Source organism: Colwellia piezophila ATCC BAA-637 (assembly GCF_000378625.1).
In the GTDB taxonomy this organism is placed as follows: domain Bacteria; phylum Pseudomonadota; class Gammaproteobacteria; order Enterobacterales; family Alteromonadaceae; genus Colwellia; species Colwellia piezophila.
Genome location: NZ_KB905162.1, coordinates 236,636 through 252,988 on the forward strand (window position 1 = coordinate 236,636; position 16,353 = coordinate 252,988).

The window sequence follows — 16,353 nt, forward strand, 5'->3', positions numbered from 1 at the left end:
TTTTATTCTGCTTCTGTACTAGCTCTGCGCTAGCTCAGTTAATCCTAAAGCAAGCACCTTAATAAAGGTATCAGCGTCGGCTTGGCTAAAGGCCAATGGCGGTTTGATTTTTAAGATGTTGTAAAAAGCGCCTTCGGTACTAAGCAAGATATGATGTTGTTTGAAAAACTCTACTAACCAAGCGGTTTTATCCGTGGCTGGTTGTTTTGTTTGTCGGTCTTCTACCAACTCAACGCCAATAAATAAACCTTTGCCGCGTACATCACCAATAAGAGTAAATTGTTGTTGCAGCTCTGTTAATTTTTCTTGGAAGTATTGCCCTGTGGTTAAGGCATGTTTTTGTAATTGTTCTTCTTCAATAACATCGAGTACTGCCATACCAATGGCACAAGAAACCGGGTTACCACCAAAGGTATTGAAGTATTCCATGCCAGTAACAAAGGCATCGGCAATCGCTTGGGTGGTAATCACGGCGGCCATGGGGTGACCATTACCAATAGGTTTGCCTAAGGTGACAATATCAGGCACCACGCCTTGAGTTTCAAAGGCCCACATATGAGAGCCAACACGACCAAAGCCGACTTGTACTTCATCGGCAATACAGACACCGCCAGCAGCGCGCACGTGCTGATAAACGTTGGTTAAGTAACCATCGGGCATGATGATCTGGCCAGCAACGCCTTGGAGCGATTCACAAATAAAGGCACTGGGTTTTTTACCAATACTGTCTAGCTGTGCCAGGGTTTCTTTAACACTATTGGCATACGCATTAGCCGTTTCAGGGCTATTACCTAAGAACTCACCGCGATAAGGATCAGGTAGCGTTACCTTATGCACATAAGGTTGTGCACCTTCACCACCAGGGCCATCAAATTTATAAGGGCTGGCTTCTATGCAGGCATTGGTATTGCCGTGATAAGCACCATCAACGACTAATAATTCGGTGCCTTTGGTGTAACAACGCGCTAAGCGAAAAGCTAATTCATTGGCTTCACTGCCTGAATTTACCAGCATACATACTGATAATTCTTCGGGCATGGTAGCAAGCAGTTTATCGGCATAATTAATGATGTTGTCATGCAAATAACGAGTGTTGGTATTGAGCTTAGCCATTTGCGCTTGAGCGGCAGCAACAACTTTAGGATGACAATGGCCAACATGACAAACATTGTTAACCATATCTAGATACGGTGTGCCTTGCTCGTTGAACAAATAGGCACCTTGGCCACGGACCATCTTTAAGGGCTCTTGGTAGCTTAAACTTAATGTTTTACCTAAGTGTTTCTTACGATAATTGATAATGTCTGCAGGTAGTTTTCCGCTATCAATAGGCAGTTGACACGCTTGTCGTAATTGACACAATACCGCATAAGGATTTAACGCGCTGAACTGCTCCAGTAATTGCCAAGCAGGTTTTACTGATACCAATAAATAATCATTATCGGGTTGTTGTTTTATTGCTAAAGCCGAATTACAAACAGTGGTACACAAACGTAAGGCAACTAAAGAATAGAGTACTTCTAATTCAATATCTTGTAATGGCTTAACCTGGTGGTAACCCGCAACTATGGCGGTGAATGCGCTAAGCGTATTTTGTTGAACACTTTTTTCGCCCATCAAGGCATAAGCACAAGCAATGGCCAGTTCGTTAATGATATGACTATGTACCATATCGCCAAAATCAATCAGCCCGGTTATTTTTTGCGGTGCACTGATATTATCGACTAACAAATTATAATCATTGGCATCGTTGTGAATAATGCCTTGTGGTAATTGGGACAAAACTGGCATGGTTTGAGTCTGATAAATCGACAAGAAATTATCAACAATACTGACCTGTTGTTTGTTGAGTAAATGCTTTTTACTCATACAATTACGATAACCTTGGGCTAAATCCCAATCAAGATAACGATAGGCGCCGGGGTGTTTAAAATCAGCTAAGGCAAGATCGAGATTGCCAATAAATTGCCCTAAGTCAGACCAAAGGGCAGGGTTATGACTCAGACTATCTGCATCGGCATAAAACGGTCCTGGCAGGAAGGTTAAAACACGTAAACAAAAAGCTTCTTGCTGTGCATTAGTAATCGTGGTGATAGCTTCGCCCTGTTGATTACTAACTGCATGAGGCACCGCACACTCTTTCTCCGTTAAATGTCTCATGGCGGAATTTTGCATTGCCAGTTCAAGTTTTGACTCCGCTGAATTAGCAATTTTTACAATGTATTGCTCATCATCAGCCGTAGTCAGTAATAAATTTTGATCGCAATAACCAGGAAGACTTTTTAACTGCCCTGACAGCTGGTATTGCTGAGTGAGTAATTGAATAATTTCAATATCAGAAAACTTAGGTGTTACATCTTTAGTCATTGTTGCCTCTTTAAAGTTTAACCTGTGCTGTTCCCACAGGTTATGCCTAATTTACTTTGCTAATTAATTAATGCTTACTTTGCTATTTAATCAATGCTTACTTGGCTTTTACACTGCGCGCCAGTTCAGCGGTACTTACTGCTTTACTCGAAGCTTTATCGCTAGAAGGAACAGCACTAAAAGGCACTAAGGTAAAACCGTACTGGTAACTTTTTGCTGGGATAGTATATTGGGCATGTACTAAACGACCCCATGATGTATCGCCACCAACACCCATTTGTTTGTGATCGATATTAACGGTCACTAAATCTCTCATTGGCACTTCCGCACCACGTTTAGTGGTAACAGGAACTAGGCCTGACGCTGAGGCTGAGCCATCTTTACCGACGATAAAATCTATATCGCTTTGCTTGTAAGGCCAAGCGCTAGCATTAAGTACTTGGTCACCTACCGCTAATAATCCGGCGCCTTGGCTATTTTTCAAGGCAAGCCAACGCACATCGGTTTTGTTGGCATTTTCTTGTGGACGCACATAATGGTGAATTTGATCTTTAACTAAACTTTTGTATAAAGATATTTGGGCCGAAGTCTTTCTATCCGCATAGTTTTCGTGTGGTCCTCGACCAAACCAAGACATTTGTTGGAATTCACCGGGCATGGTTAATTGCATGCCTAAGCGTGGCAAGTTAGGCAAAGTCTGACCCGAATCAATGGTTAAATTACTTTGCACATGAATTTGACCATTATCATTAATGATATATTCAACGTGATAATTACCTTTAAAATCGGCACTGGTATAGTGAGTGATGACTTCAAAACCACTTACTACTTTTTTACTTTTGAAAGAAGTTAACACCAGATTGTCACTGGCGTTCTGCCAAATCGCCGCCCAGTTTTGCATGCCATTACCTAAATCATTATCCGTTGGCGCTCGCCAGAAGTTAGCTTTTAATGGTGCGTTAAGTAAGTGATTACCATTATGGCTGTATTGAGTTAACCAACCGGTATTTTTATCGAAGGTGACCTGGGTGTTCTCACTGTTAATTTTCAAGCTGCTGTTATTATCTTGCTTAACAATCATCTTAGCGTCATTTGCTACTGCTTTTTTACTAACAAGTTTTACCGGTAATTTAAACTGCTCAAAGGCTAATTCGTGTCCAGTTGCTAATAGTGCTTGAGGCTCACGTACTACCGCAGTTAAGGTAATAAAATATTCTTTATTATCACTGCTTGGTAATGTGGGTATTGATACGTTAATGGCCGCTTTTTTACCAGGTTTTACTGGCGGCATAGATTGATGACCTTGCGCGAATAACTCGCCATCAGCTTCCACTTTCCACTGTAAATCGTATTGCGCTAAATCGATAAAATCATAGCGGTTTTCAATACTGTAGCTGCCTTTATTAATATCTAACGCAGCAAAACGAATGGCTTGATACACTTTTTTTACTTCAAAAGCATGCGGATTTGGTTTGCGATCAGGGCTCATTAAACCGTTGTTTAAAAAGTTACCATCGCTGGCTAAATTTGGATGAAAATCTTTACCATAGGCCCAGTACTTAACACCGTTTTCATTGGTGTATTCCAGTGATTGATCAACCCAATCCCAAATAAAGCCACCTTGCAGTACATCGTACTTTTCAATTACTTGCCAATAATCTTTTAAATTACCAACAGAGTTACCCATGGCGTGGGCGTATTCAATCATGATTGCTGGGCGGCTAGGATCAGACTCGGCATATTTGATCAAACGCTCAATTGACGGATACATAGGAGCAAACACATCGGTATAATGCTCTTCTCCTGCAGGCTCATACTGCACTAGTCGACTGTTATCATTTTCTTTTAACCACTTATATGTGGCTTCAAAAATTTTACCCTCGCCAGCTTCATTACCTAATGACCAGATAATAATAGAAGGATGATTTTTATCTCGCTCAAACATACGTTGGGTACGATCTAAATGAGCAGCTAACCAGCTCATTTCATTACCTAATTGCGTTTTTTTATCAATGGCTAACGGGTGAGACTCAATATTTGCTTCATCGATGACATATAAACCGTATTTATCAGTTAACTCATACCAGTAAGGATCATTAGGATAATGGCTAGAACGTACCGCGTTGATATTAAATTCTTTCATCAATTTAATATCTTTTTCCATCGACGCTTTGCTGACCACATGACCGTGCTGTGGGTCTGTTTCGTGGCGGTCGACACCGCGAATAGTAATTGTTTTGCCGTTAATAGTCAGTTGACTGTTCACTACGGCTAAATGTCTAAAACCAATATCATCACGCACTGATTCAATGATCTTACCTTTGGCATCTTTTAAATTAACCAGTAAGGTGTATAAGTTGGGAGTTTCGGCAGACCATAACGCCGGTTGGTTGATGTTACCACCGAGTGATATTTCAACGGTACCTTTGGCTGATAGCTTAATATTACTGTGCTTGCTTAGTAGCACCTTCATATTGCTACGAGGGTCTAACAATTGTACTTCTATTTGTTGATTAGCATTTTTGTGATCATAGTTCTTCAAGCTAATATCAACGGTTAAGGTCCCTTGAGTAAAGTTTTTATTTAACGTTGGCTTAGCATGAAAATCGAAAATATGTTGTTTAGGGGTAGCATAAAGGTAAACATCACGCTCGATCCCTGATATACGCAACATATCTTGGCTTTCTAGATAACTGGCATCAGTCCAGCGACGAATTTGAAAGGCCAGTAAATTTTCATCATCTTGTAGATATTTGCTTATATCAAACTCTGCCGGCGTTTTAGAACCTTGGCTAAAGCCTACTTTTTCGCCATTTAACCAAACATCTAACGATGATTTAGCGGCGCCGACATGCAGGAAAACTTGTTTGTCTTGCCATGATTTAGGCAGGCTAAAGGGTTTTCGGTAAGATCCTATCGGATTGTAATCTTTTGGGACATCAGGCCATGTGGTGGTAAAAGGGAAACGCTCATCTAAATAAATAGGGTAACCAAAACCTTCTATTTCCCAGTTACCGGGAACGGGGATTTGTGACCATTTTTCATCATCGAAATTTACTGTTTGAAAATCTTTTGGTTTGTTTTTAGGCGAACGTTGCCAGTCAAATTTCCACAAACCATTAAGTAGCAAAAAGTTATCATTTTGTTCTTTGTCATTAATAAGTGCTGCATCACGAGATAGAAATGGAAAAAGCGTCGCATGTGGCGCTTCTTTATTAATGGCAAATACTTGATTGTCTTCCCAAGGCGCCCTTTTTTGCGTTTTGGCATCGGTATAAGGAGATAACAGTAGCGCTATGGCAATATTAAGTGGCAGTAATAACTTTATCATAAAGCAAATATCTAAATCGTGGATACAATAGTATTTATAATACAAATAAAGTTGGCAGAAGCAAGTTTTTTTTACTTAAACGCGCAAAGTTTAGATTTTTAACTATTAAGTACTAGAAAAAAGTATATGAATAATGGCAATGTTATGTGCTCATTAAAATTAACTTATCATAGTAAATTCAAGTCATTTGTCATACAAATGTAAATGAATTATAATCGGTTATTAGCGTTAAAAAAAACAGGGTAAAACAGTCATATGGAATCATCACATCGTAATTTGGCCCATCAGGTAGTACATGAGCTGGGCAAAAAAATCCTGCAAGGAACGTATAAAGTTGGTGATAGCCTGCCTTCTGAGGCTGATTTATGTACTGAATTTAACATTAGTCGAACGGCAACCAGAGAAGCGGTTAAAATGTTATCGGCAAAAGGTTTGATTAGCTCTAGACCAAGACAGGGCATCAAAGTCGTTGAGTCAAAACATTGGAACTTATTTGATGTCGATGTACTTAACTGGATCCTTATAGGAAAGCCTGACTTATATCTATTAAGACATTTTTTACAACTGCGTTTGGCCATTGAGCCTGAAGCTGCATTTTTAGCGGCACAATATAAGCAGGATAGTGATTTAGTGGCTATTGAGAATGCTTTAGTGCGGATGAAAGATGCAACTAATGGTCAGGATGATACTCATGAAGCTGATATTGAATTTCATCAAAGTATCTTGTCAGCGAGTAATAATCCTTTCTTTATTCAGTTAACAAACTTTATCACTACGGCATTAAAAGTGAATATTCGTTTTACTAATCGCATGATTCCAGTGACCTTAGCTGAGTATCAAGCTCACGTTGATATATTTGAGCACATTAAAAATAGTGAACCACAAGCAGCCTTCGATTCAGCCATGGTAACCCAAAAAGCAACCTTGGAAATAGTGAACAAACAAATTGAGGCGTTAGAGAATAAGAAGGTTTAATATTTTCAAAGTAACATTTAATATTAATAGATTGAATTTCTAACCCATAATCATAGTCTATTTATAGTACTCAACATTGATAGTTCGGTGTATTTTAAAGCAGAGCCGTGTACTGGTAGCTGGCAATTGGTAGCAGAGCCAATGCAGATAGGCGAGATAATAGCTTGTTGAGTAATTTTCTTACCCTGAGCTGAGGTTAACTAACTAAAGATTTAATTTCTAAAACCAGTTGGCGCTCGTTTAACCAGCCGAGCAATGTGTTTATAGTTATTATCTTGTTTTTTTTCTAATTTTTTGGCTGTTAATTTAAGTCTTTCAGTAGTTCTTTTGACCAAGCACCACAAGCAATAACACAATGATCAAAAGTTAAGTTTTCTTGCTGCGTTTTCACAGAAACGCCAGAATCACTCTGAGCTACTTGTGTGACTGCGCTTTGCTGGAAAGTCATACTTTTGCTTAGGCTTCCCTAAAGGCGTTTATAATTCCAGCTGAATCCTGCATCTTCAAGTGGAACGGGTATAACGCTACCTGGTCAAATGTTTAGAAGAACTCAGTCAACCCGAGCCTGAGATAGAACCATTGCTACCTTGGGATCTAAAAACTCGGTGCCAATCCGAAGACGGACACAAAAAGCTCCGTAAAAACGGAGCTTTCTCTTTTTGAATATTTGAAAGGATCAGTCTATTAAATCCAGAAGTTCAAGTCTTTCTTTTGCTAGACTATATCTTGCGCGGACATCATCAATTTGCTGTTGAGTTAATTTCTTACCAAAGGTACGAAGCCCTCCAGCAGCATCATTATGATGAATTCCCATAGCAAACTTAAGATATTCCATAAGCAGCGGCTGAGCATCAAGATATGATATGGAATTCATAGCCTGAGAGATTTTGTTTGCCTCAGCCCATTCTCCTTTTAAAACATACTCCTGCATAGTAACACTAGCTTTTGGGAAGATAGTACCTACACCGGTAATCCCACCGCATGCTCCAGCAAGTCCTGCATGTACAGTTACAGTGTCAACACCTGCCAAAATTTTTAAATCTTTGTTCTCTAACATCAACGTTTCAATAGTTGAAACATCTGTAGTCGATATTTTAAGAGCAGTTACTTCAGGTAGAGCAGCAAGTCTTCTAAGAATATCAGTTGAGAGCGCATGATAGCCAGCTGCATCAGGGTTGTTATAAGGCATAATTGTTACGCCTGCCTCTTTTGCTGTTGCTACAGCAAGCTCATAGTACGCATACATTTCTTCATCAGAGGGAACCGCCTTAGTTTTTGGCGGCATGACCATAACGGTATCCACTCCAACCGTTGCGAGTCCTTCAATGATTTTGGCAAGCTCTTCCTTAGTTTCTGCCGCAGCTCCACTGATCAACGGGACATTGTATTCTTTAGCAACCTCAGAAAGGCATTTAAGTAAAGAAAGACGCTGTTCGGTGCTCAGGTAGCTATTCTCACCCAGAGTACCAGAAGCGACAAGTCCGCCCATTCTGCTTCCGCCCTTTCCCTGAGCTTTTAAAACAGATGCGGCCTGTTTTTGTGTTGCTTCAAAGTCAATTTCAAGGGCACCGGATTCTGACTCTTTTAGCCATGTAAACACGGCCGGCATAACTGTATATCGCCAATCTGTACTATTTGTTTCCATCATATTTCCTGTTGTTCAAAAATTACACCAAATAATTGTATCACACACTACATATGGTATACAATATACAATACGGATCAGGTAAATTATATCAGTTAAATTACCTTCGGCAAAGCCGGAGGCTTATTGGGTTACGCCCTCAAAGGGCTTAAGTTAACGCTCAAAGCGTATTACATGCCAAATTTCAGTTGATACCCCTCTTCGATAATGACACCTTTACGTTTAGCTAATTCATGAAAAGTTTCACCTAAATTTTTTCTTATCGCACCATAAATCAATTTTTGCTGTTCAATTTTTACTGTCGCAGTTGCCTGAGTTAATGCTAGTTAAAGCGACTAATACAAAAAGGACTAACGTCAATTTCTGTCGTTTTCTTCGTGACTAATTGACCAATTAATTTGCCGGTAATCGCTCCTTGGGTTAGACCTAAGTGCTGATGGCCAAGAGCAAAAAATATTTTATCGTGATTTGGCGCTTGGCAAATAACAGGTAAAGAGTCAGGTAATGACGGGCGACAACCCATCCAAGCTTCTTGCTCAGATTTTTGTTCGGCTTCCTGTTCAGGAAGCGTTTTTAGAATAAAAGCGGCATTAGCTTTTAACATTTCTGCGCGCTTATAATTGGGTCGTGCTTTAAGACCAGCATACTCCACTGTGCCCGCAAGTCTTAAGGTGTTAGCCATTGGGGTAATGATAAAGCGACGTTCAGCAGAAGCTACAGGGCGAGATAATAGGGCAGACTCTTGTTCATTTATAGGTAAACTCAAGCTATAACCGCGTTCGGCTTCAATAGGTAAATGATAGCTTAAGCCTTTTAACAATTCTTTTGACCAAGCACCACAAGCAACTACACAATGATCAACGGTTAACCTACCCAGATCTGTCAGCACGGTAACTCCAGTCTCTGCTTGAGTTATTTCAGTAACGGCACTTTGCTGGAAAGTCATGCCTTTACTTTTGGCAAATTCGCTTAGGGCAACACTCAATGCTAGCGGGTCAATAGTGTGGGCTACATCGGTAAAGAATAACGAGTAATTAATATTGTCGTGTAAGTTTGGCTCAAGCTTAATCGTTTCAGCTCTATCTAATAGTTTTACCGCCACACCTTCATTTTTATAATGCTGATACATGGCATCAACTTTATTGTAATTGGTTGTCTCAAAAACTAGCAATGAACCTTGCAAGGTGATGAGGTGCTCCATATTTGCTTCTTTTAGTAGCGCCGTATAATGACTGATAGCATTTTCATTTAATGCCTTGATCGCGATGGTATTCTTGTTACGTAAACTCGGGCGCATATTATTGAAAAATTGCATAAACCATGGGATAGCTTTGACAAAGTGTTTTGCTGACAAAGAAACAGGGCCAAGCGGGTCGAGTAAAAGCTTAGGCATTTGCCATAATAATGACGACTCTGCCAGCGGGAAAACTTGTTCGGTAGCAAAGTGACCGGCATTACCTTTAGAACAACCTAAACCAATACCTTCTTTGTCAATTAACGTCACTTGGTAGCCCAAACTCTGTAATTCGAGCGCACAGTTTATACCTATAATTCCTGCGCCAATGACCGCAACTGTTTGTTGTTTATTACCTGTTTTTTCGTTTGGAGCATTATTCATTAACTAACACCTTATGAGGATGGACTAAAAATTGGATCTAAATATTTCCAGAATAGGTATTGGCTTTTAGGTAAAAATAATTTTCACTTGCCATTGTAATTGGATTGTATACAATATACCTAAATTTGACTAGCAATAGTTTTCACAAGATCAATTGTGATATTAAAGGTTGCGGGAATTGTAACCAACTGATAAATACCAACGGATAGACAACAATTGGTATTTAATCACGAAAAACATAAGAGAATATTATGAATGTAAACTGGCAAGGTGTTTACCCAGCGGTAACTACGCATCTACAACGAAGCCGTTGCTACCCGCATCGACTTAAGTAAATTCAACTTAGATTAATTTGATTAATCGTTAAGTTTACCAGAATAAACAGGTGCTTAGGGTTCGTTTGAGTACTTGTGTATCAGCTATTAAATAGTTTTAACAGAATAGATTTACTAAATAAGATTACGTCAAGTAACGAAGATCAATATTGGGGATTTTATGATAAAAGGAACATTTTTTTGTATCGACGCACACACTTGCGGAAACCCTGTAAGGTTGGTTACAAGTGGTCATCCAAACTTAGTGGGTGAAACCATGAGTGAAAAACGTTTAGATTTTCTTGAGCGTTTTGATTGGATTCGTCAAGGATTAATGTTTGAACCTCGTGGCCACGACATGATGTCGGGTGCGTTCCTTTACCCACCGTGTAGTGATAATGCGGATGCTTCCATTTTATTTATTGAAACATCCGGCTGCTTGCCTATGTGTGGTCACGGTACTATCGGCACGATTACCGCTGGTCTTGAAAGTGGCCTCATTACCCCAAGAACACCAGGTAGCCTGATTATTGATGTACCTGCCGGTCAGGTAACTATTGAGTATCAAGAAAAGGATGGCAAGGTTGCCAGCGTTAAAATATTTAATGTTGCCGCTTACCTAGTACATCAAAATGTAACTTTAAATATCCCTGGCTTAGGTGAATTAACCGTCGATGTTTCTTACGGCGGTAATTTCTATGTCATCGTTGAACCGCAAGCCAACTTCCCCGGTATCGACCAATGGAGCGCTGCAGAAATTCTCCAATGGAGCCCTATCGTACGGGAAATTGCCAATGAAAATCTCGATTGTGTTCATCCAGAAGATGCCAGTGTTAAGGGCATTAGCCATGTTTTATGGACAGGGAAAACCCAGACACAAGGCTCTGATGCGGCCAATGCCGTGTTTTACGGTGATAAAGCCATCGACAGATCGCCATGTGGAACGGGTACTAGCGCGAGAATGGCGCAACTATTTGCCAAGGGTGAATTAGCGCTCGGCGATACCTTTGTCCATGAAAGTTATATCGGTAGTCAATTTACCGGCAAGATCGAAGGTGTAGTGCAGATTGATGCCAAGGGTAAAAATATCACCGCTATTCTGCCAAGCATCCAAGGGTGGGCGAAAGTATTTGCCAAAAATAGCATCACTATTGATGACGACGATCCCTATGCTTATGGTTTTAGTGTTAAGTAGAATAACTAAAAAATAAATAAGATAGAAATAACAACTAGATAACAAACAAATAAGAGGGTTTATTCTTATCTGCTTTGTTTAAATACAGATTATATCCAGTGTCTTTATTTGATGAAGGCGCTGAGCAACATATGCAACATAAGTGAGTAAAAAATGACAATAACAGGACAAAATTTAATTGCCGGCGAATGGTCAGGCAATACTCAAGGTGGTTTTAAAGCCTTTAATGCGCAAACACATCGTGCTATTGATATTGAGTTTGCTGATGCAACAGAGCTTGAAGTAAACACGGCCATTGCACGTGCTAATGATGCTTTCACTTCTTATAGCCAGTTAAGTGCGACAAAACGTGCTGCTTTCCTTCGCGCTATTGGCGCTGAAATCCTTGCTTTAGGTGATGAACTTGTTGAAACAGCGTGTGGTGAAACCGGTTTACCCGCTATGCGTATTCAAGGCGAGCGCGGCAGAACAATAGGCCAACTTGGTTTATTTGCTGACTTATTAGAGTCAGGTGAATATCAAGGTGTTATAGAGCAAGCTAATAATGATCGCCAACCATTACCAAAACCAGATACCCGTTTAGGTTACTTACCTCTAGGTGTTGTTGGTGTATTTGCAGCAAGTAACTTCCCACTAGCATTCTCTACTGCCGGTGGCGACACCGCCTCTGCTTTAGCGGCAGGTTGCCCGGTAGTAATGAAAGCACACGCGGCACATCCTGCCACTGCTGAATTAGTTGCCAGAGCAATACTAAAAGCCATTGAAAGTTGTGACTTAGATCGCGGTGTTTTTTCACTTATCCAAGGTAAAAACTACGCCATAGCCACGCAAATTGTCACTCATCCTGCTGTTAAAGCGGTTGGTTTTACCGGCTCTGAACGTGTTGGTATGATTTTACAAGCGCAAATACATCAACGTGCAGAGCCGATTCCTTTTTATGGTGAGCTTGGTAGCATTAATCCACAATTTATTATGCCTGAAAAATTAGCTCGAGACGGTGCTGAAATAGCACAAGGCTTAGTGGCTTCATTAATGATGGGCCAAGGCCAATTTTGTACCAGCCCTGGCGTTTGGGTAGTCGTTGGCAGTGAAGACAGTGCTGATTATCAAACATTTATTAGTTCGGCAAGCGAAGCCTTAGCGCAGCAAGCTGCAGGCGTTATGTTAACGCCGGCAATGTGTGCTGGCTACAATAAGGCTGTCGAAGAGCGCAAGACACTTAACTGTGTGAGCTTATTAGCAACAGGTCAAATGGGAAATGAGCAAGAGTGTTCAGCCACGTTATTTGTTACCGACTTAGCTACCTTTGCTACTACGCCATTGCTACAAGAAGAAGTATTTGGTTTTAGTGCTTTAGTTGTTCGCTGTGCAGACTTAACTGAAATGATGCAGTTGGTGAGCTTACTTAAAGGTAATTTAACCGCAAGCATTCATGGCTTAGAAAATGACTTAAGCGCATCAAAAACGTTAAGTCTTAGCCTTGCCCATAAAGTGGGTCGTTTGATTTATAATCAAATGCCTACCGGTGTTGAAGTGTGCACCTCAATGAACCACGGTGGACCATTTCCAGCTTCCACTAACATCAGAACAACGTCAGTGGGCAGTGAAGCTATTACTCGCTTTAGACGACCTATCTGTTATCAAAATATGCCGACAGAGTTATTACCAAGCTTGTTAAAAAGCTAGGAAAATTAAATGAAGCCAAATGCACGTCGTGTATTTGGCTTTTTTTTTACGCATAGATTGATGACATTAAGCGAAAGATATTTTCTAAAAAATACAGCCTAAAAATAATAATAAAACCACCGGTGGATAAGATCATGAGCCTAACCAAACGAAGTCCTTTTCAACAAGCCTTTTATGTTGCCAATACCATGGAAATTTTTGAGCGACTTGCTTGGTATGGCATGTACACCTTGCTTGCCAGTTATATTATGACGCCTACCACACAAGGTGGTTTAGGTTTAGGTAATACGGAACGTGGTTTAATTATGGGGGTGGTACCGTTTTTCCTTTATCTTTTCCCTGTTGTTTCTGGCGCACTGGCCGACCGGTTTGGTTATCGAAAAATGTTTCTACTGTCTTTTACTTTGATGGCGCCCAGTTATTACTTTTTAGGCTATGCCAAAGACTTAGGCAGCTTTATGAGTATATTTATGCTGATAGCGCTAGGTGCTGGCATATTTAAACCGGTAGTCACGGCAACCATTAGCCGAACAACCGATGATACTAACCGTGGTTTAGGTTTTGGCATCTTTTATATGATGGTCAATATAGGCGGCTTTTTAGGTCCGCTATTAGCACCTATTATCCAAAAGCATTATGGCTGGGAGTGGGTTTTCATTTTTGCAGCTCTTTGGATATCGGTGAATTTTATTCCAGCGTTGTTTTTTTATAAAGAGCCCGAGCGCCATGGGGAAAATAAAACCCTCAGACAAGTCTTCCACGAAATGCAGCAAGTGTTGGGTAATTTTCGCCTGGCCTTATTAGTTGTACCCTTGTTAGTTTTACTCGTCGCTTTCTATGCCGGTTTTATTGGTGCGCAAAGTACCTTGATAAGTCTTGGGGTACTGGTGAGTAGTGCTGTTATTTGGGATATTGCTGTGGCGAAACACAGCGGTAGAATAAGCAGCGGTACTCCTGGTAATGACGTGCTAGCACCAGGACTATCGACACCAATTACCTTGCCATGGTATTTACAAAAAATGCGTATTGGTAATAAACCTTTCATGATTTATTTACTGATATTGACAGGTTTCTGGACCGTTTATATGCAAATTTTCGTTACCTTACCGGTATACATTAGAGATTTTGTTGATAGTTCAGATCTAGTTTCACTACTACATACGGTAAGTCCTTGGTTACATGATATTTTAACCTCAGTTAATATTGATACCCTTTCAGGTGAAATATTACGATTAGCTGATCTTTATCGAGATGTCGATATTGGTCAAGCACCTGCGGCATTAAAAGAAGTAATGCGCACCTTATCGGCACTTGATGTACGTATTCCTGCACAAGATATTATCCATAGTTTCTCTCAGCTAAATCAGCTAACAGGCACCAGTGCACAAGTATTGACTAAAGACATTGCTGAGCAATGGTCGGCTCAATATCGTCAAATGAATCCGGCAACTATTTTAAGTATTGATTTTTTAATGATCATTATCTTTCAAATTAGTATCAGCCACCTGGTCGATAAGTTTAAAGCCTTACCTGCCTTGATTGTCGGTACCGCTATTTTATCGCTATCTATGCTAATGCAAGGCTTCGCTCATGGCGTGATTTTTGGCGGTTTGTTTGTAAGTTGCGCTGTGGTGGTTTTCGCTGTGGGTGAAATGATTTCAGCACCGAAAAGCCAAGAATATGTGGCAAGTTTTGCTCCGAAAGATAAAGCCGCCATGTTTATGGGTTATTACTTTGTTTCTATGGCGTTAGGCAATTTATTTGCCGGTTTACTGTCGGGTTGGTTATATGGCTACTTTGCCACACACCTTGCACGCCCTGAAATCATGTGGGCGATTATTGCGGGTTTAGGTTTCGCAACCTGTATCGGCTTTTATTTATTTAATAAACACTTTATCGGCGATATTAAGAAACAGCAGTTAGCACTAAAGCAAGCCTCAGCAGCGCAATCAGCAGAGCCACCAATAACGGCAGGTTAGGGTATTAGCGACAAGGCGCTGTGAATTTCGATAGGTTAACAGCTGCCAGTAAAAGTAGGGTAGTTATTGTTAACTGTTAATTGTTCAGTAGTAAGTAAAAGAGAAATAAAATGACGATGAATATAGATAAAGCCGCTGAAAAATTTGAGCAGTGGCAACCTAAAGAAGCGCAAGAAAGCTTTTTAACCATTAACACTATTGAGTGCCATACCGGCGGTGAGCCGCTACGCATTATCACCAGTGGTTTTCCCGCCCTTAAAGGCGAAACAATTTTAGCTAAAGTAGCCGAGTGCAAAAAAAATCATGATGACCTTCGCCGCGCATTAATGTTTGAACCACGTGGTCATGCCGATATGTATGGTGCAATTATTACTGACGCTGAACGTACAGACAGCCATTTTGGCGCAATATTTATTCATAACGAAGGGTATAGCACCATGTGTGGTCATGCGGTTATTGCCTTAACAAAATGTGCGGTTGAGTCAGGTGTGGTTGCCCGAACAGGTGATCTAACTAAAGTTGTGATAGATGTGCCGTGTGGCCAAATTCACGCGTTGGCATACAGCGAAGCCGATGTAGTAAAGCAGGTTAGCTTTAAATGTGTGCCTTCATTTGTTTATGCTAAAGAGCAACAAATTCAAGTGGATGGTATAGGCACTGTTGAGTTTGATATCGCTTATGGAGGCGCTTTTTATGCTTACGTACAAGCATCATCGCTGGGTTTGTCATTAGTGCCCGAGCAGCACGACAAATTGATTGATTATGGCCGTAAAATTAAACAAGCCATCATCGATTCGACCAGGCCAGAGCTGACTATTACCCATCCCACCACCTCAGATTTGAGCTTTTTATATGGGGTGGTTTTTATTGATGATTCGCCCAATAAAGCGGTTCATTCGCGTAATGTTTGTATCTTTGCTGATGGCGAACTAGACCGAAGCCCTACGGGAAGTGGTGTTAGTGGCCGTATTGCCTTACATCATGCAAAAGGGCAAATAGCCTTGAATGAAGCGATCACTATTGAGAGTATTTTAGCCAGTCCATTTAGTGTTAGCGCCGTAGATACGCTCAATTTTTTCGGCTTTGATGCGGTTATTCCACAAGTTACTGGCGATGCTTATATTTGCGGTAAAGGTGAGTGGCTGATTAACAGCGATGACCCATTAAAGTATGGTTTTTTATTAAGATAACAGCACGTTAACAAGCGATTATTCAACTGAGCATAAATAATAAAATTTATATT

10 protein-coding genes are annotated in these 16,353 nt (G+C 40.5%); 5 read left to right on the forward strand and 5 right to left on the reverse strand.

Annotated features, from left to right (window positions below):
- Window positions 1–18: 18 nt before the first annotated feature.
- Together F580_RS0106810 and lacZ are read right to left on the reverse strand one after the other, a co-directional pair.
- The gene (locus F580_RS0106810; protein WP_019026956.1) at window positions 19–2,367 is read right to left on the reverse strand and encodes an aminotransferase class III-fold pyridoxal phosphate-dependent enzyme; all 2,349 of its coding nucleotides are present in this window, start codon (window positions 2,365–2,367) and stop codon (window positions 19–21) included.
- A 97-nt stretch (window positions 2,368–2,464) separates the two neighbouring features.
- Window positions 2,465–5,698, reverse strand: coding sequence for a beta-galactosidase, LacZ type (gene lacZ / locus F580_RS0106815; protein ID WP_019026957.1), 3,234 nt, complete (start codon window positions 5,696–5,698; stop codon window positions 2,465–2,467).
- 255 nt (window positions 5,699–5,953) lie between these two features.
- Here lacZ and F580_RS0106820 point away from each other — a divergent pair, with 255 nt between their 5' ends.
- Window positions 5,954–6,673 (forward strand): FadR/GntR family transcriptional regulator, encoded by a 720-nt coding sequence (locus F580_RS0106820; protein ID WP_019026958.1) that lies wholly within the window; start codon window positions 5,954–5,956, stop codon window positions 6,671–6,673.
- Window positions 6,674–6,974: 301 nt separating this feature from the next.
- On the opposite strand, the gene F580_RS26290 is transcribed toward F580_RS0106820, so the two are convergent.
- From F580_RS26290 to F580_RS0106840, 3 genes are all read right to left on the reverse strand, one after another.
- On the reverse strand, window positions 6,975–7,121 hold the full coding sequence (locus F580_RS26290) for a hypothetical protein (RefSeq protein WP_019026959.1): 147 nt from the start codon (window positions 7,119–7,121) through the stop codon (window positions 6,975–6,977).
- Window positions 7,122–7,349: 228 nt separating this feature from the next.
- On the reverse strand, window positions 7,350–8,318 hold the full coding sequence (locus F580_RS0106830) for a dihydrodipicolinate synthase family protein (protein WP_019026960.1): 969 nt from the start codon (window positions 8,316–8,318) through the stop codon (window positions 7,350–7,352).
- Window positions 8,319–8,640: 322 nt separating this feature from the next.
- Window positions 8,641–9,936: an NAD(P)/FAD-dependent oxidoreductase gene (locus tag F580_RS0106840; RefSeq protein ID WP_019026962.1), complete on the reverse strand. Its 1,296-nt coding sequence runs from the start codon at window positions 9,934–9,936 to the stop codon at window positions 8,641–8,643.
- 495 nt (window positions 9,937–10,431) lie between these two features.
- Here F580_RS0106840 and F580_RS0106845 point away from each other — a divergent pair, with 495 nt between their 5' ends.
- The 4 genes from F580_RS0106845 (at window position 10,432) to F580_RS0106860 (ending at window position 16,300) form a co-directional block, all read left to right on the forward strand.
- On the forward strand, window positions 10,432–11,445 hold the full coding sequence (locus F580_RS0106845; RefSeq protein ID WP_019026963.1) for a 4-hydroxyproline epimerase: 1,014 nt from the start codon (window positions 10,432–10,434) through the stop codon (window positions 11,443–11,445).
- A gap of 153 nt (window positions 11,446–11,598) precedes the next feature.
- Entirely contained in the window at window positions 11,599–13,131 is a 1,533-nt protein-coding gene (locus tag F580_RS0106850) for an aldehyde dehydrogenase (NADP(+)) (protein ID WP_019026964.1), read from the forward strand.
- A 134-nt stretch (window positions 13,132–13,265) separates the two neighbouring features.
- A complete protein-coding gene (locus F580_RS0106855) occupies window positions 13,266–15,110 on the forward strand; it encodes an MFS transporter (protein ID WP_019026965.1) in 1,845 nt (614 codons plus the stop codon).
- Window positions 15,111–15,220: 110 nt separating this feature from the next.
- A complete protein-coding gene (locus F580_RS0106860) occupies window positions 15,221–16,300 on the forward strand; it encodes a proline racemase family protein (protein WP_019026966.1) in 1,080 nt (359 codons plus the stop codon).
- Window positions 16,301–16,353 lie beyond the last annotated feature (53 nt).